This window comes from Pseudomonas sp. AM4(2022) (genome assembly GCF_036346515.1).
GTDB lineage: Bacteria > Pseudomonadota > Gammaproteobacteria > Pseudomonadales > Pseudomonadaceae > Aquipseudomonas > Aquipseudomonas paracarnis.
Window position 1 is genome coordinate 188984 of the sequence record NZ_JAOTNW010000007.1, and the last position, 22166, is coordinate 211149.

The 22166-nt window shown below is 61.2% G+C and carries 16 protein-coding genes; 10 read left to right on the plus strand and 6 right to left on the minus strand.

Going from position 1 to position 22166, the window contains the following annotated elements:
• Positions 1-237 precede the first annotated feature (237 nt).
• The 3 genes from ODQ19_RS12165 to ODQ19_RS12175 all read right to left on the minus strand — a co-directional run bounded on the left by ODQ19_RS12165 (position 238) and on the right by ODQ19_RS12175 (position 6366).
• Entirely contained in the window at positions 238-3924 is a 3687-nt protein-coding gene (locus ODQ19_RS12165; protein WP_330210141.1) for a translocation/assembly module TamB domain-containing protein, read from the minus strand.
• Positions 3924-5651: an autotransporter assembly complex protein TamA gene (locus ODQ19_RS12170; RefSeq protein ID WP_330210142.1), complete on the minus strand. Its 1728-nt coding sequence runs from the start codon at positions 5649-5651 to the stop codon at positions 3924-3926. Before ODQ19_RS12170 ends, ODQ19_RS12165 begins: the two co-directional genes overlap by 1 nt.
• A gap of 64 nt (positions 5652-5715) precedes the next feature.
• Positions 5716-6366 (minus strand): GNAT family N-acetyltransferase, encoded by a 651-nt coding sequence (locus ODQ19_RS12175; RefSeq protein WP_330210143.1) that lies wholly within the window; start codon positions 6364-6366, stop codon positions 5716-5718.
• Positions 6367-6534: 168 nt separating this feature from the next.
• On the opposite strand from ODQ19_RS12175, the gene xthA reads away from it, so the two are divergent.
• Entirely contained in the window at positions 6535-7347 is an 813-nt protein-coding gene (xthA, locus tag ODQ19_RS12180; protein ID WP_330210144.1) for an exodeoxyribonuclease III, read from the plus strand.
• A 209-nt stretch (positions 7348-7556) separates the two neighbouring features.
• A complete protein-coding gene (locus ODQ19_RS12185) occupies positions 7557-8888 on the plus strand; it encodes a phosphate ABC transporter substrate-binding/OmpA family protein (RefSeq protein ID WP_330210145.1) in 1332 nt (443 codons plus the stop codon).
• Between the two features lie 58 nt (positions 8889-8946).
• On the opposite strand, the gene ODQ19_RS12190 is transcribed toward ODQ19_RS12185, so the two are convergent.
• Positions 8947-10176: an acyl-CoA dehydrogenase gene (locus ODQ19_RS12190; RefSeq protein ID WP_330210146.1), complete on the minus strand. Its 1230-nt coding sequence runs from the start codon at positions 10174-10176 to the stop codon at positions 8947-8949.
• Between the two features lie 151 nt (positions 10177-10327).
• Between ODQ19_RS12190 and ODQ19_RS12195 the strand changes: the two genes are divergently transcribed.
• The 3 genes from ODQ19_RS12195 to ODQ19_RS12205 are packed head-to-tail and all read left to right on the plus strand — an operon-like array spanning position 10328 to position 12619.
• A complete protein-coding gene (locus tag ODQ19_RS12195; protein ID WP_116665187.1) occupies positions 10328-11257 on the plus strand; it encodes a LysR family transcriptional regulator in 930 nt (309 codons plus the stop codon).
• A 53-nt stretch (positions 11258-11310) separates the two neighbouring features.
• Positions 11311-11703 carry a MerR family transcriptional regulator gene (locus tag ODQ19_RS12200; RefSeq protein ID WP_003192195.1) on the plus strand — a complete coding sequence of 131 codons (393 nt, stop codon included), beginning with the start codon at positions 11311-11313 and terminating at the stop codon, positions 11701-11703.
• A gap of 16 nt (positions 11704-11719) precedes the next feature.
• Complete coding sequence (locus tag ODQ19_RS12205) at positions 11720-12619, plus strand: hydroxymethylglutaryl-CoA lyase (protein ID WP_330210147.1); 900 nt, start codon at positions 11720-11722, stop codon at positions 12617-12619.
• Between the two features lie 664 nt (positions 12620-13283).
• Here the strand turns inward: ODQ19_RS12205 and ODQ19_RS12210 are convergent.
• Positions 13284-14918, minus strand: a complete 1635-nt coding sequence (locus ODQ19_RS12210) for an AMP-binding protein (protein ID WP_330210148.1) — start codon at positions 14916-14918, stop codon at positions 13284-13286.
• A 150-nt stretch (positions 14919-15068) separates the two neighbouring features.
• Between ODQ19_RS12210 and ODQ19_RS12215 the strand changes: the two genes are divergently transcribed.
• From ODQ19_RS12215 to ODQ19_RS12230, 4 genes are all read left to right on the plus strand, one after another.
• The gene (locus ODQ19_RS12215) at positions 15069-16232 is read left to right on the plus strand and encodes an isovaleryl-CoA dehydrogenase (protein ID WP_032896578.1); all 1164 of its coding nucleotides are present in this window, start codon (positions 15069-15071) and stop codon (positions 16230-16232) included.
• 11 nt (positions 16233-16243) lie between these two features.
• Complete coding sequence (locus ODQ19_RS12220) at positions 16244-17851, plus strand: carboxyl transferase domain-containing protein (protein WP_330210149.1); 1608 nt, start codon at positions 16244-16246, stop codon at positions 17849-17851.
• A 161-nt stretch (positions 17852-18012) separates the two neighbouring features.
• Positions 18013-18819, plus strand: a complete 807-nt coding sequence (locus ODQ19_RS12225; protein ID WP_330210150.1) for a gamma-carboxygeranoyl-CoA hydratase — start codon at positions 18013-18015, stop codon at positions 18817-18819.
• Positions 18816-20741 (plus strand): acetyl/propionyl/methylcrotonyl-CoA carboxylase subunit alpha, encoded by a 1926-nt coding sequence (locus ODQ19_RS12230; protein ID WP_330210151.1) that lies wholly within the window; start codon positions 18816-18818, stop codon positions 20739-20741. The genes ODQ19_RS12225 and ODQ19_RS12230 overlap by 4 nt, the downstream gene beginning before the upstream one ends.
• Here the strand turns inward: ODQ19_RS12230 and ODQ19_RS12235 are convergent.
• Positions 20738-21373, minus strand: coding sequence for a LexA family protein (locus ODQ19_RS12235; protein ID WP_116665180.1), 636 nt, complete (start codon positions 21371-21373; stop codon positions 20738-20740). The two genes, ODQ19_RS12230 and ODQ19_RS12235, sit on opposite strands and share 4 nt — an antisense overlap.
• A 187-nt stretch (positions 21374-21560) precedes the next feature.
• Here ODQ19_RS12235 and ODQ19_RS12240 point away from each other — a divergent pair, with 187 nt between their 5' ends.
• On the plus strand, positions 21561-21854 hold the full coding sequence (locus ODQ19_RS12240) for a DUF6124 family protein (protein WP_330210191.1): 294 nt from the start codon (positions 21561-21563) through the stop codon (positions 21852-21854).
• Positions 21855-22166: the final 312 nt, after the last annotated feature.

Genomic DNA, 22166 nt, shown 5'->3' on the forward strand with positions numbered 1-22166 from the left:
GACGAGATGTTACTGCTTAGGCAGCGAATGTCAAATGGAATAATTAGGTTGCTTGGTAGTTGAGTAACTTAAAGCCTTGGACAGCAATCAAATCAGGGAGAGCCCAGTTAAGGCTTTTTGTAGGAGCGAGCTTGCTCGCGAAAAACTCACAGCCGCCGCGTTCGTTCAGAATGCACGCGTTATCGTTGACGTCTTTCGCGAGCAAGCTCGCTCCTACATTTTTTGATCGAGCAAGGCTTAGAAATCCCGCTTATAGAAAATATCCAACGAACTGGCCACACCCGTGGCCACTTCCAGGTACACCTTCTTGCTCAGCAGGTAGCGCAAGGCAATGGTATTGGCCGGTTCGAACACCCCTACCCCGTAACGCAGGCTGAGCTTCTCGTTGATCTTGCCGCTGGCCACCACTGCGGTGCTGTTACCCGTACCCTGGGTGTCGAGATCAAAGTCCTGGATACCCAGCTTGTTGGCGATATCCGAGGTCACACCGGCACTGCCCATCAAGCCCAGGCCCAGGGCGGCTTCGGCGAGCATGTTGTTGTCTTCGCCGGTGTTGGTGCGCGAACGGCCCAGCACCAGGTACGACAGCGCATCTTCCTGGGCCATGGCCGGCTCGGAGAAGATCTGAGTGGTCGGTTGTTCAGCGCTGCCGCTCAGGCGAATACCGGCGGTCACGGTGCGCGACGATTCGACCACCACGCGCACGGCTTCGATATCCAGGAACGGTTGGTCCAGCGGCCCGGCAAACAACAGCCGTGCACGACGCACGTTGAGGCGTTGGCCGTAGGCGCGGTAGCGGCCGTCGTTGAGCCACAGCTCGCCGCGGGTGTCCATGTTGTCGCCGATATGCACATGGCCCTGGACCTTGGCGGTGAGGCCGAAGCCGGCGAAGTTAAGCTGGTCTTCACCCACCTCTACGTCGATATCCATGGCCATGGCCATCGGCGGTTTACCCTCTTCGGTCTGGCTGCCGATGATCACGGTATCGTCGGAAACCTTGACCGTCGAAGGCGGCAGTTCGCGCACGGTGATATCGCCACGGGGGATGTGGACTTTGCCGGCAATCGCCAGTTTGTCGTCCTTGAGGCTGATCTTCAGGTCTGGCGCCACTTCCAGCTTGGCGTAGGGCTCCACGGTGACTGGCAGTTGCGAGCCTTTGAGGCTGAGGTCGACCACCAGGGCGCGGCCCCAGTCGATCTGGCCCTTGAGGCTGCCCTGCCCGGCCTTGCCGCTGTGCCAGCCGCCGTTGAGCTGCACACTTTCGCCGGCGATCTGCGCCTGCAGGTTCAAGCCCTCGAGGCTGATGGGCAGTTCCGGCCCGGAGACTTCGCCGTCCACTAGGTTCACGTTGCCGTTGACCAGGGGCGCGAGCAAGCCGCCGGAGATACGGCCATTGCCGTTGAGTTTGCCGTTGAGTTTTTCCACCATCGGCACAAAGGGCCGCGCGACGGCGAGGTCCAGGCCGGTGAGGCTGAACGTGCCAGTGATCGGCTTGTTGTTCGGCAGCGGGTTAATCTGCGCCTGTAGCAACAACTCGCCAAGCTTGCCACCATGGAAATTCAGTTGGGCGTCGATGCGCTTGGGGTTGAGGGTGGTTTCCAGCTTCAGGGTGTCGTAGGGGAAATCCAACCACTGGCCCTTGTCACGCACGCGCAAGGTGCCGCCACTGGCGTCCACCGCGACCACACCCTTTGGGCCGCTCTGGGGCAGGTCGAGTTGCACATCGGCGTTGAGCTTGCCCTGCCAGGCGAAGTCTTTGGGCAAAAACGCCGCGAGGCTGTCGAGGGGGAATTGCTTGAGGTGGTAACGCAGCTTCGGCTCCGGCATCAGGCGCTGGTCTTCACCACACAGGCTGGCGCCGCCGGAGACCCAGCAGTGTGCGCCGAAGGTCAGCTTGCCATCGGCCAGGCGTTCGATCTTCGCCGGGGCTTGCAGCCGCCAGTCTTGGCCACCGGCTTGCACGTCGCCACTGGCGAGGCGCCCGCGCCAGTTGTCTTTGTCGAGGTTGCCGTCCAGGGCCAGGGCTAGTTTGACCAGCGGGCCAGTCAGAGCCAGTTGGACTTTCTGGTTCTTGATATCGCCCTGGGCGCTGGCAGCGAGGTTGCCGACTTGCGTCTCGCCGCTTTGAATACCGCTGGCCTTGAGGTCGAGCTTGGCGCGCTGGGCACTATCGAGGTTGGCGTCCAGGTTGAAGCTTTGCAGACGGTTGTCGGCAAAGGCCAGTTGCTGCCCCTTGAGGTCGAGTTTGCCTTGCGGGGCTTTCAAGGTGCCGGCCACTTCGACACGCCCGTTGACTTGCCCACGCAGTTGCGGCCAGAGCTGGGCCAGGCGCGCCAGCTTGATGTCGATCTGCCCGGCCAGACGCTGTTGCAGGCTGCCGCTGCCGTTGATGCGGTTGTCGCCCAGGCGGATGTCCAGGTTGGCGAGAGTCCATTGTTCGCCGGCGCCTTCGGCCTTGGCCGCGAGCACGGCGGTTTGGCCGCGCAGGCGACCCTTGAGGTCCAGGTCGGCGTTGAGCTTGAGCTGTTCATTTTTGAACTCGCCTTTGCTGCGCAGCGGCCCGGCCAGAGTGCCGGGCAACTCTGCGACCCAGTAGGCCGGGTTCAGCGCCGACAGATCCAGGGCGGTGTCCCAGGCAATGCCGTCGGCAAATTGCAGGTTCAGGTGGCCTTCGGCCTTGCCTTGGCCGGCACTCAGTTTCAGCTCAGGCAGGAAGACCTGCTTGAGGTCGCCACTGAAGGGGGTGACCACATTGAACTTGCCCGCCGGGCCGTCGAGGTCGGCCTTGAGATTGCCCAGGTAGTTGCCGTCTTTATAGGAGATTTCACCGTTGAAGGTGCGCAAGGCCACTTGCGGTTCGTCGATGACCGGATAGAGGCGGTGCCAGGGAAAATCCAGCCAGTCGATCTTGGCGTCCGCACTGAAGCCTTGCTGCCAGTCTAGGTTGGCACTGAGCTTGAGGCTTTGCTTGTCGCCGGCCGTCAGGTCCAGGCCGGCGATCTGCGCGCCCTTGGCGTCAACCTTGCCCTTGAGCAGTAAATCCACCGGGCCTTTTTCGGCCGGGAGCACGGCCTTGCCCAGCAACTGGTAGCCATTGCTCAGATCGCCTTTGGCGCTCAAGTCCAGTTGGTTGAGTTGCAGGGTATCGGGCAGGTCTGCGCTGGGTTTGAACGACTCGGAGGTGATGTGCAACTGCGCCGGCAGGTTTTCCACCAGGGGCTGCAGCTCGCCAGTGAGCTTGGCCGGCAGGTAGCCGCTGCTGTCGGCGTCGAGCTTGAGGGTTTTGAGCAGGTCGCCGTCGATCTTGAGCGCGACCGTCCAGGGGGCACCGCCTGGGGCGTAGGGCAAGCTCAGGTTGCCGGTAGCATTCAGCGGCCAGTCGCCGGTAGGTTGCAGCAGGCCGGCGAGGTCCAGTACCAGATCGTCGCGCTGCAGATGCACCGAGTCGATCTGCAGGCCGGCGGTAGTCCAGTGCGCCGCCAGTTGCAGGCCCTTGAGTTCTTCATTGCCGTTGAACAGCAGGCTGCCAATGCGCACATCGCCCAACTGCAGGGCAACCGGCAGCTTCAGGTCGGGCAGTTGAATCGGCCCGCTGTCGCTCTCTTCGGCACTGGGGGCGAATTCCAGGCTGACCTGCTCCACATCCAGTCGGTTGATGCACAGGGTCATGCGCAGCAGGCAGCCGGGCGACCAGTCAAACGTCGGCGCATTCAACTCGACGCGGCTGCCATCCTGCTGCCATAGCAGATGATCGGCGCGCCACTGCCCGCCCAGGCGGCCTTGGAAATTTTCCACGCTCAAACCTGGCACCTGGCCCAAGGCCCAACGACTGCCCGCCTGGGTGCCAAGCACTGACCACAGCGCCAATAACAGCAAGGCGAGGATGGCAACCAGCACCAGCCCCGCTATTTTCAAACCACGCATCACAGCTCAGGCCCCATGGAAAAGTGCAAGCGAATGCCGCCCGGATCTTCGAGGGCATGGGCCAGGTCGAGGCGAATCGGTCCCACCGGAGACACCCAGCGCACGCCGACGCCCACGCCGGTTTTCAGGCTCGGCAAGTCGAGGTTGTTGAACGAGTTGCCCTGGTCGATGAAGGTCGCGATACGCCATTTATCGGTGATGGAATATTGATACTCCGCGCTCAAGGCCACCATGTAGCGGCCACCGATGCGGTCGCCGCGATCGTTCTCGGGCGACAGCGTCTGGTACTCGTAGCCGCGCACGCTCTGGTCGCCACCGGCAAAGAAGCGCAAGGAAGGAGGCACGGATTTGTAGCCATTGGTGGCACTGCCGCCAAATTGCGCGCGGCCCAGAAAGCGGTGATTGTCCCACAAGGTGGTCAGGCCTTTGACGGTGGCCGTGCCGTAAAGCAGGTTGGTGTCGGACCCCAGGCCCTCTTTGGCGACCTTGGTGTCGAACATCAGGCGGTAGCCATGGTGCGGGTCGATGCGGTTGTCACTGCGCAGGTAGGAATAACTCACGCCCGGCATCAGCAGGTTACTCAGGCCTGAGTCATTACCCAGGCGGTATTCTTCGCGTTGGTACTTGAGAGAGATCACCCGCGTCCAGCCACTGGGCAACTTGCTGTGCCATTCGGGGCCGATGGTGAGCAACTTGCTCAGGGTGTCGGTGTTGGCGATCTCTTCATTCTGGTAGCCGCCGGCGAAGCGCAATTTGTCGGTGAGCGGCGGGTCGAGGGGAATGTCGTACCACAGGCCGACGTTCTGCCGCGGCGCCGACAGTTCGGCTTCCCAGCCATAACTGTGGCCCTGGGGGTTGACCCAATGGCGCGTCCAGTTAGCTTTGCCCCGTGGGCCGACGTCGGTGGAATAACCCAGGCCCAGGCCCATGGTGCGCGGTTTGCGGGTGTCCAGTTGCACCGCGACCGGGATCACGTCATCGGTGGCGGCGGTAGGGCTGGCATCCACGCGTACGCCTTCGAAGAAGCCACTGGCTTGCAGGTTCTGGTTGAGTTCGGCGACCAGTTCGGAGTCATAGGGCGTGCCGGGCTTGAACGGCACCATGCGCTGCAACAGCTCTTCATCAAAGGGCGTGTCGCCGGTAAAGCTGACCTTGCCCATGCTGTAGCGCGTGCCGCTGTCGTAAATGAGTTCGATGTCGGCCACGCCCGCTTGAGGGTCTACGGCAAGTTTCTGGCTGGTAAAGCGCCCACTGAAAAACCCATAGCGCGAGGCCTGGTTCTGAATCAGGCGCTTGGCGTCTTCGTAATGGCCATGGTTGAGCACGGCGCCGGACTTGAGGTCGTCGCTGGCGGGCACGCGAAAAGCCTTGAGGCTCGCGGCCTGGCCATCGACCCTTATGGTCACGTCGCGCAAATGCACCGGTTCGCCGGGGTCGATGGTGAGGGTCAGGCGCGGGTTCTTGCCGCCCTTCACCTCGCTGGCGATCTGTGGCTGATAGTAGCCCAAGGCCTGCGCGGCTTTGCGCGCCTGCTCCTCGGCGCCACGGCTGAACCGCAGCAAGGCTTCTTCATCACGATCGCCGACCCCGCCGATGTAGCCTTCGATGTTGGCTTTCAGCGCGTCGTTTGAGGGTTTGATCCGCACGTCCAGTTCGCTTTGCGCCAATGCGCCGCAGCTTGTGAACAGCAGAATCAAGCCGCTGGTAAATCTTCCTGGAAACTTCATAGGCGCGGATGCTACACGAGCGAGGGAGGAACTTTGAACTCAGATTAGTCTGAATAATTCTGTTCTAAGCCGTTGCAGGATGTAACGCCTTGGGATTGGGATGGAAAAACACATGCTCGCGCACCGGCCCCACCGCGACTTCGCCGATTTCCTCATAGCCCTGGCGCTTGTAGAAATCCAGGTAACGGGAGTTGCCGGTGTCGAGCACCACGCCGGATGAATGCGGGTCGTCGGCACACCAATTGTGTACCGCTTCCAGCAACTGCTCACCATGGTGCTTGCCCTGAAACTGCGGGTGAATGCCCAGCAACGGCAGCACATGCACAGACTCGTTGGGCAGGCACGCCATGACGGCATGATGGTATTCCAGGTAACGCCGCGTACCGCGCACGCCCGTGCTCAGCCACATGCGGATTTGCCAGGCCCAGCTTTCGGTGATGCCCAGGCGCCGTTGCGGCGGTGCAATCAGGGCGATGCCGATCAGCCGATCGTTGACGAACAGGCCGATGGCAGGGAGTTTCTGAAAGAAGTGCTGCTTGACCAGTTCGCGCACGGTGGCACGTACTCGCTGCTCATAGCCCGCTCGCTCGGCTTCGAAAATATAGGCGAAGGTCGGTTCATGGCGATACGCCTGGTACAGCAGGGAACGCGCCTCGCGGGAATAACCGCTATTGAGCAGGCGGATTTCGGCAGTGGCCGTCGAAGTGTCTGGCATAACAGTCAATCTCCCTGGGCGCCACTCAAACATGGCGTTCTTATGGGTACGAACCTGCACAGCTCCAGTCGTTCCCAGACATTAGCAGCGCATTCACCCTACCGCCACGCTGGCCCCCATCCGACTTGTCGGCTAGCATCGCCCTTTTGCCAGACTGGACTGCCGACCATGAAAATCGTCTCCTTCAATATCAACGGGCTGCGTGCTCGCCCTCATCAGTTGGCGGCGCTGATTGAAAAGCATCAACCGGACGTGATCGGCTTGCAGGAAACCAAGGTCCACGATGATCAGTTCCCGTTGGCCGAAGTGCAGGCCCTGGGTTATCACGTGTACTACCACGGGCAGAAAGGCCATTACGGCGTGGCGCTGCTCTCGCGCCAGGCGGCCTTGAGCATGCACAAAGGTTTTGCCAGCGATGAAGAAGACGCCCAACGCCGGTTTATCTGGGGCACCTTCGCCGATGAAAACGGCCAGCCGGTGACCATCATGAACGGCTATTTCCCTCAGGGCGAAAGCCGCGACCACCCAACCAAGTTCCCGGCCAAGCAGCGCTTCTATGAAGACTTGCAACAATTGCTGGAAAGCCAGTTCAGCAATGACCAGGCACTGGTGGTGATGGGCGACGTGAACATTTCCCCAGAGGACTGCGATATCGGCATCGGCGCCGACAACGCCAAGCGCTGGCTGAAAACCGGCAAGTGCAGCTTCCTGCCGGAAGAACGCGAGTGGATGGCACGTTTGAAGAACTGGGGCCTGGTGGACAGCTTCCGCCACCTCAACCCGGACGTGACCGACCGCTTCAGCTGGTTCGATTACCGTAGCCGTGGGTTTGAGGACGAGCCCAAGCGTGGGCTGCGTATTGATGTGATCATGGCATCCACCGGTTTGGTGCCACGGGTCAAGGATGCAGGGGTGGATTACGACCTGCGCGGGTTGGAAAAACCGTCGGACCATGCGCCGATCTGGCTGGAACTGAGCTGACCTCAAAAATGGATTGTAGGAGCGAGCTTGCTCGCGAAGAACTTGAAAGCGCCGCGTTAAAACAGATTCGCTGCGTTATCGTTGACGCTTTTCGCGAGCAAGCTCGCTCCTACAGGGCATCAGGGTTTGCCAGCGCCCGTGTCGGTCATATGACTGCAATCCAACTGACTTAATCTCCCGGCACTCCCTTGGCTTGAGAAGGTGCCGGCATGATGCTGCGCGTTCTGTTCCTGTGTTTTGCAATCGCACTCCCCGCCGTGGCGGCCCCTCTGTCCATTCCCGACCAAGGCCCGGCCCTGCGCATCCAGGGCTCCAACACCATCGGCGCGGCCCTCGGCCCGGCGCTGGTCAAGGGTTTGATGGAGCATCAGGGCTTGCAGGACGTACACGCTGAAGCAGGTGCCGGGGCGAATGAACAGCGCGTGGTCGGCACGACGCGCCAAGGCAAGACGGTCACCATCGAGGTCGCGGCCCACGGTTCCAGCACCGGCTTTGCGGCGCTGAAGAACAACCGCGCCGACCTCGCCGCAGCGTCCCGCCCGATCAAAGACAGCGAGCTGGTGGACCTCGATCCCCTGGGTGACTTGAAAAGCCCAGGCGCCGAGCATGTGATCGCCATTGATGGCCTGGCAATCATCGTTAACCCGCGCAACCCGCTCAATAGCCTCAACACCGAGCAATTGGCGCAGATCTTCAACGGCGAGGTCAGCACCTGGGAGGCACTGGGAGGTACAGGCGGGACCATCCATTTATATGCCAGGGATGATCAGTCCGGCACCTTCGACACTTTCAGGGAACTGGTGCTGAGCCGCCGCGGCCAACCGCTCGCGCCGTCGGCCAAGCGCTTTGAATCCAGCGAACAGCTGTCCGATGCGGTGAGCCAAGACCCCCAGGGCATCGGTTTTATCGGCCTGCCCTCTGTGCGCCAGGCCAAGGCGGTGGCGATTGTCGACGGTGACTCGCACCCCATGTTGCCGCTGACCAGCCTGATCGCCACCGAAGATTACCCGCTGTCACGCCGGCTGTTCTTCTACTTGCCACCCTCCTCCCCCAACCCGTGGGCGAAGGCGTTGGTGGAGTTTACCCAAGGCAGCAAAGGCCAGGCGATTGTGGCTGCCAATGGCTTTATCGCCCAGCAGGTGCAGGCGATTGGCGTGACGCCGCGCCCGTCGATGCCTGACGATTACCAGGCCATCGCCCGTGACGCTCAGCGCCTGACGGTAAATTTTCGCTTCGACGAGGGCAGCGCCAGCCTCGACAACAAGGCGCGCCAGGACGTGCAGAGAGTGGTGGCCTATATCAGAAGCCACGGCAAGCTTAATAAACAGGTGACGCTGGTAGGGTTTGGCGATACCAAGAACGACCCGCAACGTGCGGCCTTATTGTCGAAATTGCGGGCGATGGCGGTGCGCCGGGAGCTGGTCAAGAGCGGTGTGGTGCTCAAGGATATTCGCGGGTTTGGTGCGCAGATGCCGGTGGCGGCCAATACTGCGGATGAGGGGCGGATCAAGAATCGGCGGGTGGAGGTGTGGGTGTACTGAGGATCGTTCCCACGCTCCGCGTGGGAACGATCGCAGAGCGTGGGAACGATCATCAGTGCTACTGCCCGCCGCGCATCAATTCCCGTGGCACATATTTGCCAATCTCAAACTTGCCAATCGCCGCGCGGTGCACTTCGTCCGGGCCGTCGGCCAGGCGCAGGGTGCGTTGCATGGCGTACATATAGGCCAGCGGGAAGTCGTTGGACACCCCGGCGCCGCCGTGCAGCTGGATCGCGCGATCGATGACCTTCAAGGCCACGTTCGGGGCCACCACCTTGATCTGGGCGATTTCGCTTTTCGCCACTTTGTTGCCTACGGTGTCCATCATGTACGCCGCTTTCAAGGTCAGCAGGCGTGCCATGTCAATTTCCATGCGTGAGTCGGCGATCTTGTCGATATTGCCGCCCAACCGCGCCAAGGGCTTGCCGAAGGCGGTGCGGCTGACCGAGCGTTTACACATCAATTCCAACGCACGTTCGGCCATGCCGATCGAACGCATGCAGTGGTGGATACGGCCTGGGCCAAGGCGGCCCTGGGCGATCTCGAAGCCACGGCCTTCGCCTAGCAACACGTTTTCATAGGGCACGCGCACATTGTCGAACAGCACTTCGGCATGCCCGTGGGGCGCATCGTCGTAGCCGAATACCGGAAGCGGCCGCAGGATTTTCACGCCTGGGGTATCGACCGGCACCAGGATCATCGAGTGCTGCTGGTGACGCGGTGCATCGGGGTTGCTCAGGCCCATGAAGATCAGGATCTTGCAGCGCGGGTCGCAGGCGCCGGAGGTCCACCATTTTTTGCCGTTGATCACCCACTCGTCGCCCTGGCGTTCGGCACGGGCGGCCATGTTGGTGGCGTCCGAGGACGCCACATCCGGTTCGGTCATGGCAAAGGCGGAACGAATCTCGCCGCGCAGCAAGGGTTCGAGCCAGCGCTGCTTCTGTTCTTCGTTGGCGTAGCGCACCAGCACTTCCATATTGCCGGTGTCGGGAGCGGAGCAGTTGAATGGCTCCGGGCCCAGCAACGAGCGGCCCATGATTTCCGCCAAGGGTGCGTATTCCAGGTTGGTCAGGCCGGCGCCCAGTTCGGATTCCGGCAGGAACAGGTTCCACAAGCCCTCGGCCTTCGCCTTGGCTTTGAGTTCTTCCATGATCGCCGTGGGCTGCCAGCGATCACCTTCGCTGACCTGGCGTTCAAACACTGGTTCGGCCGGGTAGACATAAGCGTCCATGAACGCAGTGACGCGTTCACGCAGTTCCTGAACCTTGAGCGAATAGGCGAAATCCATGGGCAGCTCCCTTCTCTGAGAGGTTGTTTAGGTCATGCATTCGATGCTAGAACAGCGTTGATAATTTACCTAGCCTATTCTCGGCGTGTATTAACATTCATCAACGATATATGATCGGCGTATGAGCACCTAACAATAAGAGCGCAACGAAATGAATCTGAGCAAGGTCGATCTCAACCTCTTCATCGTCTTTGATGCGATCTACACCGAAGCCAACCTGACCCGCGCCGGGCAGATCGTCGGCATCACCCAGCCGGCGGTGTCCAACGCCCTGGCACGGTTGCGCGAGACCTTCAACGACCCGCTGTTCGTGCGCACCGCCCAAGGCATGGTGCCCACGCCCATGGCGCAGAACATCATCGGCCCGGTGCGCAATGCGTTGTCATTGCTGCGCGTGTCGGTGCAGGAAAGCCGCATCTTCAACCCGCAGCAGGCGGCCAAGACCTACCGCATCAGCATGACCGACCTGACCGAGGCCGTGATCCTGCCACTGCTGTTCCAGCGCTTGCGTCGCCTGGCGCCGACCGTGGTGATCGAGAGTTTCCTGTCCAAACGCCGCGAAACCACCAAGGAACTCGCGGCCGGGCGCCTGGATTTTGCCGTGGATGCACCGCTCAACACCGACCCGCAGGTGCGTCACGTCAAGCTGATGGAAGACCGCTACGTGTGTGCCATGCGCAAGGGCCACCCGATGGCGGGCAAGGATAAATTCACGCTGGATGATTACCTGTCGCTGACCCATATCCATATTTCCAGCCGCCGCAACGGTTTGGGCTATGTGGACCTGGCCTTGGGCAAGATGGGCATTCAGCGCAAGATCGCCCTGCGTTCCCAGCATTACCTGATGGCCTCCCAGGTGCTGCAACAGACCGACATGGTGATGACCGTGCCCGAGCGTTTCGCCCGTCGTCATGAACTGCACTGGTTCCAACTGCCTGTCAACAGTGTGCCGCCGGTGGAAACCCATTTGTACTGGCACGAAAGCACCGACCAGGACCCGGCGAACCGCTGGATGCGTGAACAGATGATCGAGTTGTGCCAGCAGGTGACGGCCCAGGAAAAGAAAGTCCTGCAGCCTTGACGTTTACGTCAACCTGCAATTAGCTTAGCGCCAAGACTTCCTTGAGCACCGCCATGAGCACCACCTACAGCATCTCCGACCTCGCCCGCGAGCTTGATATCACCACCCGCGCCATTCGTTTCTATGAAGAACAAGGCCTGCTGGCCCCCGAACGTCGGGGCCAGGAGCGCATTTACTCGGCGCGGGACAAGGTCAGCCTCAAGCTGATCCTGCGCGGCAAGCGCATCGGTTTCTCCCTGGCCGAATGCCGCGAACTGATCGAACTCTACGACCCCACCGGCGGCAACCAGATCCAACTCAACAGCATGCTGGCCAAGATCGCCGAACGCCGTGAACAGCTGGAACAGCAACTGCTGGATATCGAACAGATGAAGCTGGAACTGGACACCGCTGAAGAGCGTTGCACCCAGGCCCTGGCGCAGACCATCAGCCAAGCCGGCCATTGACCAGAAGGTAACTGCCATGTCCCTCCCCTCCCACGTACGCCTGGTTGAAGTCGGCCCGCGCGACGGTTTGCAGAACGAAGCCCAGCCCATCAGCGTGGCGGATAAAGTCCGATTGGTAGACGCCTTGAGCGCCGCCGGCTTGAGCTATATCGAAGTCGGCAGTTTTGTCTCGCCCAAGTGGGTGCCGCAAATGGCCGGCTCCGCCGAAGTGTTTGCGCAGATCCAACGCAAGCCCGGCGTAACCTATGGCGCACTGGCACCGAACCTGCGCGGGTTCGAGGATGCGCTGGCGGCCGGGGTCAAGGAAGTCGCGGTGTTTGCGGCGGCGTCCGAGGCGTTCTCCCAGCGCAATATCAATTGTTCCATCAGCGAAAGCCTGGAGCGCTTCGCACCGATCCTGGCCGCCGCCAAGCAGCACGGCATCAGCGTGCGCGGCTATGTGTCCTGTGTACTGGGTTGCCCCTATGAAGGCGATATCGCCCCGGAGCAAGTGGCGGCCGTCGCCCGCGAGCTGTATGCCATGGGCTGCTATGAAGTGTCCTTGGGAGACACCATCGGTACCGGCACGGCGGGCGCTACCCGGCGCCTGTTCGAGGTGGTCGGCGCGCAAGTGCCACGGGACAAGCTGGCCGGGCATTTCCATGACACCTACGGGCAGGCCATCGCTAACATCTACGCCAGCCTGCTGGAAGGCATCACGGTGTTCGACAGCTCTATCGCAGGCCTGGGCGGCTGCCCTTACGCCAAAGGCGCCAGCGGTAACGTGGCCACCGAGGACGTGCTGTACCTGCTCAACGGCCTGGGCATCGACACGGGCATCGACCTGGAACGCTTGATTGGCGCCGGCCAACAGATCAGCCAGGTGCTGGGGCGGCCTACGGGTTCCCGTGTGGCGAAGGTGCGTAACGCCGGGTGAGTAGCACAGCTGTGACAATGTGTTACCGCACACCGCCATAACGGGTAACGCGGGAACAAAATCCGCCGCACCGACTGGAAAAAAATAATGACAAAAAACCCAACCAATTGATTTTAAAGGGTTTTAAAAAGTTGGCACGCCTTCTGCTATCTCTATGGCATAACAAGAATAAAAAGCGCCAAACCTAATAAAAATAAGACGAAACGACTCTGACATAACAAAAACAACACGGCAGAGACGCAGCTAACAGATTTTTTTGGAGAAGATGTGCTTCCCAGGGTACGGCATGCCGCAACCCGCAACCGGCTAGAGAAAAATAAAACTACCTCAGGTAGCTACCCACTGGTTGGATCGTTTACGAAGAAGCAGGTCAGCGTTCAAAAAAATACGTTTGCTCTTGACCCCGGATGGGGGTCGCAAAAAAAGCGGTACGGGCCACGGCTACCAAAAACAACAACAGGCCGCCCCTCAATAATAAGAAAAGAGCAGGCAACGACAAATTAAAGGGGACCTTCGGGTCCCCTTTGTGCTTTTCGCAAAGCTGCCACAGGTCAAAAATGTGGGAGCGGGCTTGCTCGCGAACGCAGAGTGACCGTCGACACATCATTGACTGAACCACCGCATTCGCGAGCAAGCCCGCTCCCACAATGGTTCTGCTTCGCTATCAAGATTGCATCTGCAGCTCTTCGATCGAGATTTCGCGCATGCGAAATTTCTGGATCTTGCCCGTTACCGTCATCGGAAACTCATCCACGAATTTGAAATACCTGGGCGTCTTGAAATGGGCGATGCGGTCCTTGCACCAGCTCAACAACTCCAGCTCGTTGGCCACCTGACCGGGATGGAACTTGATCCAGGCAACAATCTCTTCGCCATAACGCTCATCCGGGATGCCAACGATCTGCACGTCCGCCACGGCCGGATGGGTAAAGAAAAACTCTTCCAGCTCCCGCGGGTAAACGTTTTCACCCCCACGAATGATCATGTCTTTGTTACGCCCGGCAATGCACACGTACCCCTGATCATCCATGGTCGCCAAGTCGCCGGTGTGCATCCAGCCAGCATCGTCGATGGCCTCACGGGTGCCTTCAGGGTTATTCCAGTAACCGAGCATCACGCTATAGCCTCGGGTGCACAGCTCACCGATCACACCACGCGCCACGGTGTTACCGGCCTCGTCGACAATCTTGGTTTCCAGTTGCGGTTGGGTGCGACCCACGGTGGTGACACGCCGCTCTATGTCATCGTCTGCGCCGGTCTGCAGCGACACCGGGCTGGTTTCGGTCATGCCATAGGCAATCTGCACCTCTCCCATGTGCAGCTCATGGATGACCCGACGCATCACCTCGATCGGGCATGTCGCCCCGGCCATGATCCCGGTGCGCAGGCTGGACACGTCGAACTCGGCTCGGCGTGGGTGATCGAGCAGCGCGATAAACATGGTCGGCACGCCATATAAGCCGGTGGCTTTTTCTTCGGCGACGGCGCTCAACGTCAGCATCGGGTCGAAGCCGTCATTGGGGTAGATCATGGTGGTGCCGTGGGTGATACAACCGAGGTTGCCCATGACCATGCCGAAGCAGTGGTACAGCGGCACCGGGATCACCAGGCGGTCCCCTGCCGTCAGGCCCAGGCTTTCACCGACCATGTAACCGTTGTTGAGGATGTTGTGGTGACTGAGGGTGGCGCCCTTGGGGAAGCCGGTGGTGCCGGAGGTGTATTGGATATTCACAGGTTGATCGAAATGCAGACTGGCCTGGCGGCTGTGCAGTTGCTCGGGCGACACGCCTGCGCCAAGGGCTGCCAAGTGCGACCAGGGCATGAATTCAGGCGGCGGGCTGGGGTCGAGGCTGATAAGGCCGCGCAGCTCGGGCTTCAGCGCGTGGAGCATGGCGTGGTAATCGGAGCTCTTGAACGAACCGGCGCATACCAGCCATTGGCAGCCGGACTGCTTGAGCACGTAGTCCAATTCACTGCTGCGATAGGCCGGGTTGATATTGACCAGGATCACCCCGAGCTTGGCGCTCGCCACCTGGCAGATCAGCCACTCGGCACAGTTAGGCGCCCAGATACCCAGGCGGTCACCGGTTTGCATGCCCAGGGCGAGGAACGCGCGGGCGTGCAGCTCAACCGTCTCGGCCAGCTGCCGCCAGGTGTAGCGCCGTTGCTGGTGGCGCACCACCAAGGCTTCGCCATCTGGATACTGCGCAACGGTATGATCGAATGCCTGGCCAATGGTCATGGCCAGCAAGGTCTTGTCTTGGGAGCCACGGCTGTAGCTCGGGTGCGGTTGATCCATAACGACCCCTGTTATCTTTTTTGTAGGTTGACGTATACGTAAACTACGATTGACAGCGCCGTAACGCAAGCTTACGTTAACGTAAAGGTGAGCGCCCTCCTCCCGCGCCCCGCCCACACAACAACAAAGCTCACATTAAGGTGCCTGTCCATGAGTTACCCGTCCCTGAACTTCGCCCTCGGCGAGACCATCGACATGCTGCGCGACCAGGTGCAGTCCTTCGTGGCCAAGGAGATCGCACCGCGCGCGGCCCAGATCGACATCGACAACCTGTTCCCCGCCGACCTGTGGCGCAAGTTTGGGGACATGGGCCTGCTGGGCATCACCGTGCCCGAGGAGTACGGCGGTGCCGGCCTGGGTTACCTGGCCCATGTGGTGAGCATGGAAGAAATCAGCCGTGGCTCGGCTTCGGTGGCGTTGTCCTACGGGGCGCACTCCAACCTGTGCGTCAACCAGATCAACCGCAACGGCAACCACGCGCAAAAACTCAAGTACTTGCCCAAGCTGATCAGCGGCGAACATATCGGCGCCCTGGCCATGAGCGAGCCGAATGCCGGTTCTGACGTGGTGTCGATGAAACTGCGCGCCGACAAGCGCGGCGACCATTACGTACTCAATGGCAGCAAGACCTGGATCACCAACGGCCCGGACGCCAATACCTATGTGATCTACGCCAAGACCGACCTGGAAAAAGGCCCCCACGGCATCACCGCCTTCATCGTCGAACGCGACTGGAAAGGCTTCAGCCGCAGCAATAAATTCGACAAGCTGGGCATGCGCGGCTCCAACACCTGCGAGCTGTTTTTCGACGACGTCGAGGTGCCCGAAGAAAACATCCTCGGCGTGCTCAATGGCGGCGTGAAAGTGTTGATGAGCGGCCTGGACTACGAACGTGTGGTGCTCTCTGGTGGCCCTACCGGGATCATGCAGGCATGCATGGACCTGATCGTGCCCTACATCCACGACCGCAAGCAGTTCGGCCAGAGCATCGGCGAATTCCAGTTGATCCAGGGCAAGGTCGCCGACATGTACACCCAACTCAACGCCAGCCGCGCCTACCTCTACGCGGTGGCCCAGGCGTGCGAGCGCGGCGAGACCACGCGCAAGGACGCTGCGGGCGTGATCCTCTACAGCGCTGAGCGCGCCACGCAAATGGCCCTGGATGCGATCCAGATTCTGGGCGGCAATGGCTATATCAACGAATTCCCCGCCGGGCGCCTGCTGCGTGACGCCAAGCTCTACGAAATTGGTGCGGGCACCAGTGAGATTCGGCGGATGCTGATCGGTCGCGAACTGTTCAACGAAACCCGCTGAAGGAGCGCCCCATGGCCACCCTGCACACCCAGCTCAACCCGCGCTCGGCGGAATTTTCCGCCAACCGCGCGGCGATGCTTGAACAGGTCGACGCCCTGCACAGCCTGCTCGCCCACGTCCACCAAGGTGGCGGCGCCAAGGCCCAGCAGCGCCACACCTCACGCGGCAAACTGTTGCCCCGCGAGCGTATCAACCGTCTGCTCGACCCGGGCTCGCCGTTTCTCGAGCTGAGCCAACTGGCCGCCCACCAGGTGTATGGCGAAGACGTCCCGGCAGCCGGGGTGATTGCCGGCATCGGTCGGGTGGAAGGCGTCGAATGCATGATCGTGGCCAACGATGCCACGGTCAAAGGCGGCTCCTATTACCCGCTGACCGTTAAAAAACACCTGCGCGCCCAGACCATCGCCGAGCAGAACCGCCTGCCGTGTATCTACCTGGTGGACTCCGGCGGCGCCAACTTGCCGCGCCAGGACGAGGTGTTCCCCGACCGCGAGCACTTCGGGCGGATCTTCTTCAACCAAGCCAATATGAGCGCCCAGGGCATTCCCCAGATTGCCGTGGTGATGGGCTCGTGCACCGCAGGCGGCGCCTACGTGCCGGCCATGGCCGACGAAGCGATCATGGTGCGCCAGCAAGCCACCATCTTCCTCGCCGGCCCGCCGCTGGTGAAGGCCGCCACCGGTGAAGTGGTGAGCGCCGAAGACCTGGGCGGTGCCGATGTGCACTGCAAGGTCTCGGGCGTGGCCGACCACTATGCCGACAGCGATGAGCACGCCCTGGCGCTGGCGCGGCGCAGCGTGGCCAACCTCAATTGGCGCAAGCAAGGTGAGCTGCTGCAACGCCCGCCGGTGGCGCCGCTGTACAGCGGCGAAGAGTTGTATGGCGTGATCCCGGCGGATGCCAAGCAACCCTTTGATGTGCGCGAAGTCATCGCGCGGCTGGTGGACGGCTCGGTGTTCGATGAGTTCAAGGCCTTGTTCGGCACGACCCTGGTGTGCGGCTTCGCGCACTTGCATGGCTACCCGATTGCGATCCTGGCCAACAACGGCATCCTGTTCGCCGAAGCCGCGCAGAAAGGCGCGCACTTTATCGAACTGGCCTGCCAGCGCGGGATCCCCCTGTTGTTCCTGCAAAACATCACCGGCTTTATGGTCGGCCAGAAATACGAAGCCGGCGGCATTGCCAAGCACGGCGCCAAGCTGGTCACCGCCGTGGCGTGCGCCAAGGTGCCGAAATTCACCGTGATCATCGGTGGCAGCTTTGGTGCGGGTAACTATGGGATGTGTGGCCGCGCCTACGACCCGCGCTTTTTGTGGATGTGGCCCAACGCACGCATTGGCGTGATGGGGGCCGAACAAGCCGCCGGGGTACTGGTGCAGGTCAAACGCGAACAGGCTGAGCGCGCCGGCAACGGTTTCAGTGCCGAGGAGGAAGCCGCGATCAAACAGCCGATTCTCGACCAGTATGAAACCCAGGGCCACCCCTACTACTCCAGCGCACGCTTGTGGGATGACGGCGTTATCGACCCGCTGCAGACCCGCGACGTGCTGGCCCTGGCCTTGTCTGCCGCACTTAACGCCCCCATCGAGCCGAGCCGCTTCGGCGTGTTCCGCATGTAACCTGTAGGAGCGTGCCTGTTGTGGCGAGGGAGCTTGCTCCCGCTGACTGCGCAGCAGTCCCGGCTTTTTTGGGGGCGCTGCGCACCCCAGCGCAAGCAAGCTTGCTCGCCACAACAGGCGCGCTCCTACAGGAGGCCTCTCATTATCATGGAGCTCCTTGCATGAGCGACTTCAACACCCTCGAACTGATCACCGACCGCCGTGGTTTTGCCACGTTGTGGCTCAGCCGTGAAGCCAAGAACAACGCGTTCAACGCCGAGATGATCCGCGAACTGATCCTGGCCCTTGACCGCGTACAAGGCGACCCGTCCCTGCGCTTTCTGGTGCTGCGCGGGCGCGGCAAGCACTTCAGTGCCGGCGCCGACCTGGCCTGGATGCAACAGTCGGCCGAGCTGGACTACCACACCAACTTGGACGACGCCCGGGAACTGGCGGAGCTGATGTACAACCTGTCCAAGCTGAAAATCCCCACGCTGGCGGTGGTGCAAGGCGCGGCCTACGGGGGCGCGCTGGGCCTGATCAGTTGCTGTGACATGGCCATCGGCGCCGACGACGCGCAGTTCTGCCTGTCGGAAGTGCGTATCGGCCTGGCGCCGGCGGTGATCAGCCCGTTCGTGGTGCAGGCCATCGGCGAACGCGCTGCCCGTCGTTATGCACTCACAGCCGAGCGGTTCGGCGGCCAGCGCGCACGGGAGATCGGCTTGCTGGCGGAAAGTTATCCGGCCCAGAGCCTGGATCAACAGGTCGATCAGTGGGTCACCAACCTGTTGCAAAACAGCCCGGCGGCCATGCGTGCCAGTAAGGATTTGCTGCGCGAAGTGGGCAACGGTGCCCTCACCCCCGCCTTGCGACGCTATTGCGAAAATGCCATCGCGCGTATTCGGGTGAGCGCCGAGGGCCAGGAAGGTTTGCGCGCGTTTCTGCAAAAACGTGCGCCAAGTTGGCAAACCCAGGAGCCGCGTTCATGAGCACGCTCACCACCGTTCTGGTAGCCAACCGTGGCGAGATCGCCTGCCGGGTCATGCGCACCGCCAAGGCCATGGGATTGACCACCGTGGCTGTGCACAGCGCCATCGACCGCGATGCCCGCCATAGCCGTGAAGCCGATATCCGCGTCGACCTGGGCGGCAGCAAAGCCACCGACAGTTACCTGCAAATCGACAAGCTGATTGCCGCCGCCCACGCCAGCGGCGCCCAGGCGATTCACCCCGGCTACGGCTTCCTCTCGGAGAATGCCGGCTTCGCCCGAGCCATCGAGGCGGCAGGCTTGATCTTCCTCGGCCCGCCGGCCTCGGCCATCGACGCCATGGGCAGTAAATCCGCGGCCAAGGCCCTGATGGAGAAGGCTGGCGTACCGCTGGTGCCGGGTTATCACGGTGAGGCCCAAGACTTGGAGACCTTTCGCGCCGCTTGTGAACGTATCGGCTACCCGGTGCTGCTCAAGGCCACGGCGGGGGGCGGTGGCAAGGGTATGAAGGTGGTTGAAGACGTCAGCCAACTGGCCGAAGCCCTGGCTTCCGCCCAGCGTGAAGCGCTGTCGTCTTTCGGCAACGGGCAGATGCTGGTGGAGAAATACCTGCTCAAGCCGCGGCATGTCGAGATCCAGGTGTTTGCCGACCAACAGGGTCATTGCTTATACCTCAATGAGCGCGACTGCTCGATCCAGCGCCGCCATCAAAAAGTTGTCGAAGAAGCACCGGCGCCGGGCCTGAGTGTTGAGCAACGCCGGGCCATGGGCGAAGCAGCCGTGCGCGCTGCCCAGGCCATCGGGTATGTGGGCGCAGGTACGGTGGAGTTTTTGCTGGACGCCCGTGGCGAGTTTTTCTTTATGGAGATGAACACGCGGTTGCAAGTGGAGCATCCGGTGACCGAAGCGATTACCGGCCTCGACCTGGTGGCCTGGCAGATCCGGGTTGCCCAGGGCGAGGCGCTGCCAATCACGCAAGAGCAGGTCGCGTTGAACGGTCATGCGATTGAAGTGCGGCTGTATGCCGAAGACCCGGCCAATGACTTCCTGCCCGCTACCGGGCACTTGGCGCTGTACCGCGAGTCCAGCCCGGGCCCTGGGCGCCGCGTGGACAGTGGCGTCGAGCAAGGGGACAGCGTGTCGCCCTTCTACGACCCGATGCTCGGCAAGTTGATCGCCTGGGGCGAAGACCGCGAACAGGCGCGCCTGCGCTTATTGAGCATGCTGGATGAGTTTGCCGTCGGCGGGCTCAAGACCAACCTGGGCTTTTTGCGGCGCATCATCGGGCACCCTGCGTTTGCCGCGGCCGAGTTGGACACCGGGTTTATCCCGCGCTATCAGGATGAGCTGTTGCCGACGCCGGGGGCCTTGAGCGATGAGTTCTGGCAGGCGGCGGGCTTGGCGTTTATGCAGAGCTTGCCGGTGGGTGACGGGCCTTGGGCAAGTCACCAGGGCTTTCGCGCGGGCCTGCCTGCCGAAGTGTCGCTGCACCTGAGTTGCAATGGGCAGGATCGGCTGGTGACGCTGGCGGGGCACACCGCACAGTTATGCGGCGAACAGTTGCTGACTGAACATCAGGGCGTGCGCCGTGCTCATCTGGCGGTGCGCAGTGAAGGCAGCCTGTACCTGCGCTGGGACGGCGAGATGCATGCCGTCAGCCTGTTCGACCCGATTGCGGCGGTCGAGGCCAGTCAATCTCACCAGGGCGGCCTCACCGCACCGATGAACGGCAGCATCGTGCGAGTGCTCGTAGAGGTGGGCCAAACCGTTGAAGCCGGCGCTCAGCTGGTGGTGCTCGAAGCCATGAAGATGGAGCACAGTATCCGTGCGCCCCACGCCGGGGTGGTCAAGGCGCTGTTCTGCCAGGAAGGTGAAATGGTGGCCGAAGGCAGCGCGCTGGTGGAGCTTGAATCGGCCGGCTAGAACCTCGCCGTGGCTTGCACCACCACACCCAGGAGGCGGCAGCCGTCGGTGAGCAGCACCTTGGGGTAAGTAGGGTTGAGCGGCACCAGGTAGTGCTGGCCGCTTTCTTCCTGCAATTGGCGAAAGGTGGCCTGGGGGTTGCCAGCCCATTGGGCCAGCACCAATTTACCGGGCTCGGGCGCGATCGCCGGGTCAACCAGGATCATCATGCCAGCCGCAATGCTCATGCCCGTGGGGGCGGTCATGGCGTCTCCCGTCACCGGCAGCCAGAATGCCTCGCCTCGGGCGCGGTAATCGGTCAATTCGTAGCGCTCGGTGCTATAAGGCGCACGCTCTTCACGCAGCTCGCAGGCCTGCTTCCAGTCGCTGACCGGGTAGCGGAAATACGGGTTGTAGTGCGCTTCCCGTTCAGGCACTTGCGCGGCCCGTTCACGAATCTCCAGCGCCACCTCCAAATACCCCAACCCCAGTTCGGCCAGCACGCGGTTCATGTCCGCCAGGCTCGGCACGCGGCGTTTGTTGAGCCAATGGCCGATGCCGCCCTGGGACATGCCCAGGCGCTGCGCCAATTCATCCTGCGTGACCTTGCGGTCTTTCATGTTGGCTTTAACCAACGCTATCCAGTTATCCATGGCGCATCACAATACGGCGCTTATTTTTCCGGGCAATAAACAGTTTGTAGTAATCCTTAAAACGACAGGAATACGATACGTACTATCATCAAGCCCAAGGATTTCGACACCCACCGGAGTACTGCCGCTTATGACGACCCGCACGCACCCAACGCCCGAAACACCCGAACTGACTGAAGTAAACGACATGTGCAACAGTGGCGCGGCCCAGCGCGCACTGGACTACTACTTGAAAGAAAATCGGTCGACGCCGAATTCGGACGGGACCATGTTCGCGATCAAACCCGAAGTCAGCCAGGAGGAAGCCCTGATACATGCCTCGGACCTGTTGCGCAGTGCAGCGGCTACCGCCTACGAGTCGGCGTGCAGCCATCAGGGCAACCAGCGCGACCTGGCATTTTCTGTGGTGTATTTGATCGATATGGCGAAGGCGATGGTGGAGCGGTCGTTGCAAGCGCCAAGAGCGGCGGCAAACGCGTAGCAGGCATGAAAGAAAAATATTTCTATCCCACGGATAAAAACATTTGACTTGCAAATGATAATGATTATTATTGGACTCAGCTGGTCGCGAGATCAGTCGATAGACCAAGAGACCTTAGGTCGGACTCTTGGAATATCTCCTCATCAGGCTAATCACGGTTTTTGACCCGGCTCTTTGGCCGGGTCTTTTTTTTGCCAGTTTCCCTGGCGTGGCTTCAGGCTAATGAAGACTGTGTGTTGCTTGAGGCACGCATGGTAGCAAAAGACTATCGCCCAAAGAAAGTCGCCCGAGTGCTCTAGCGCGTATCTCTGC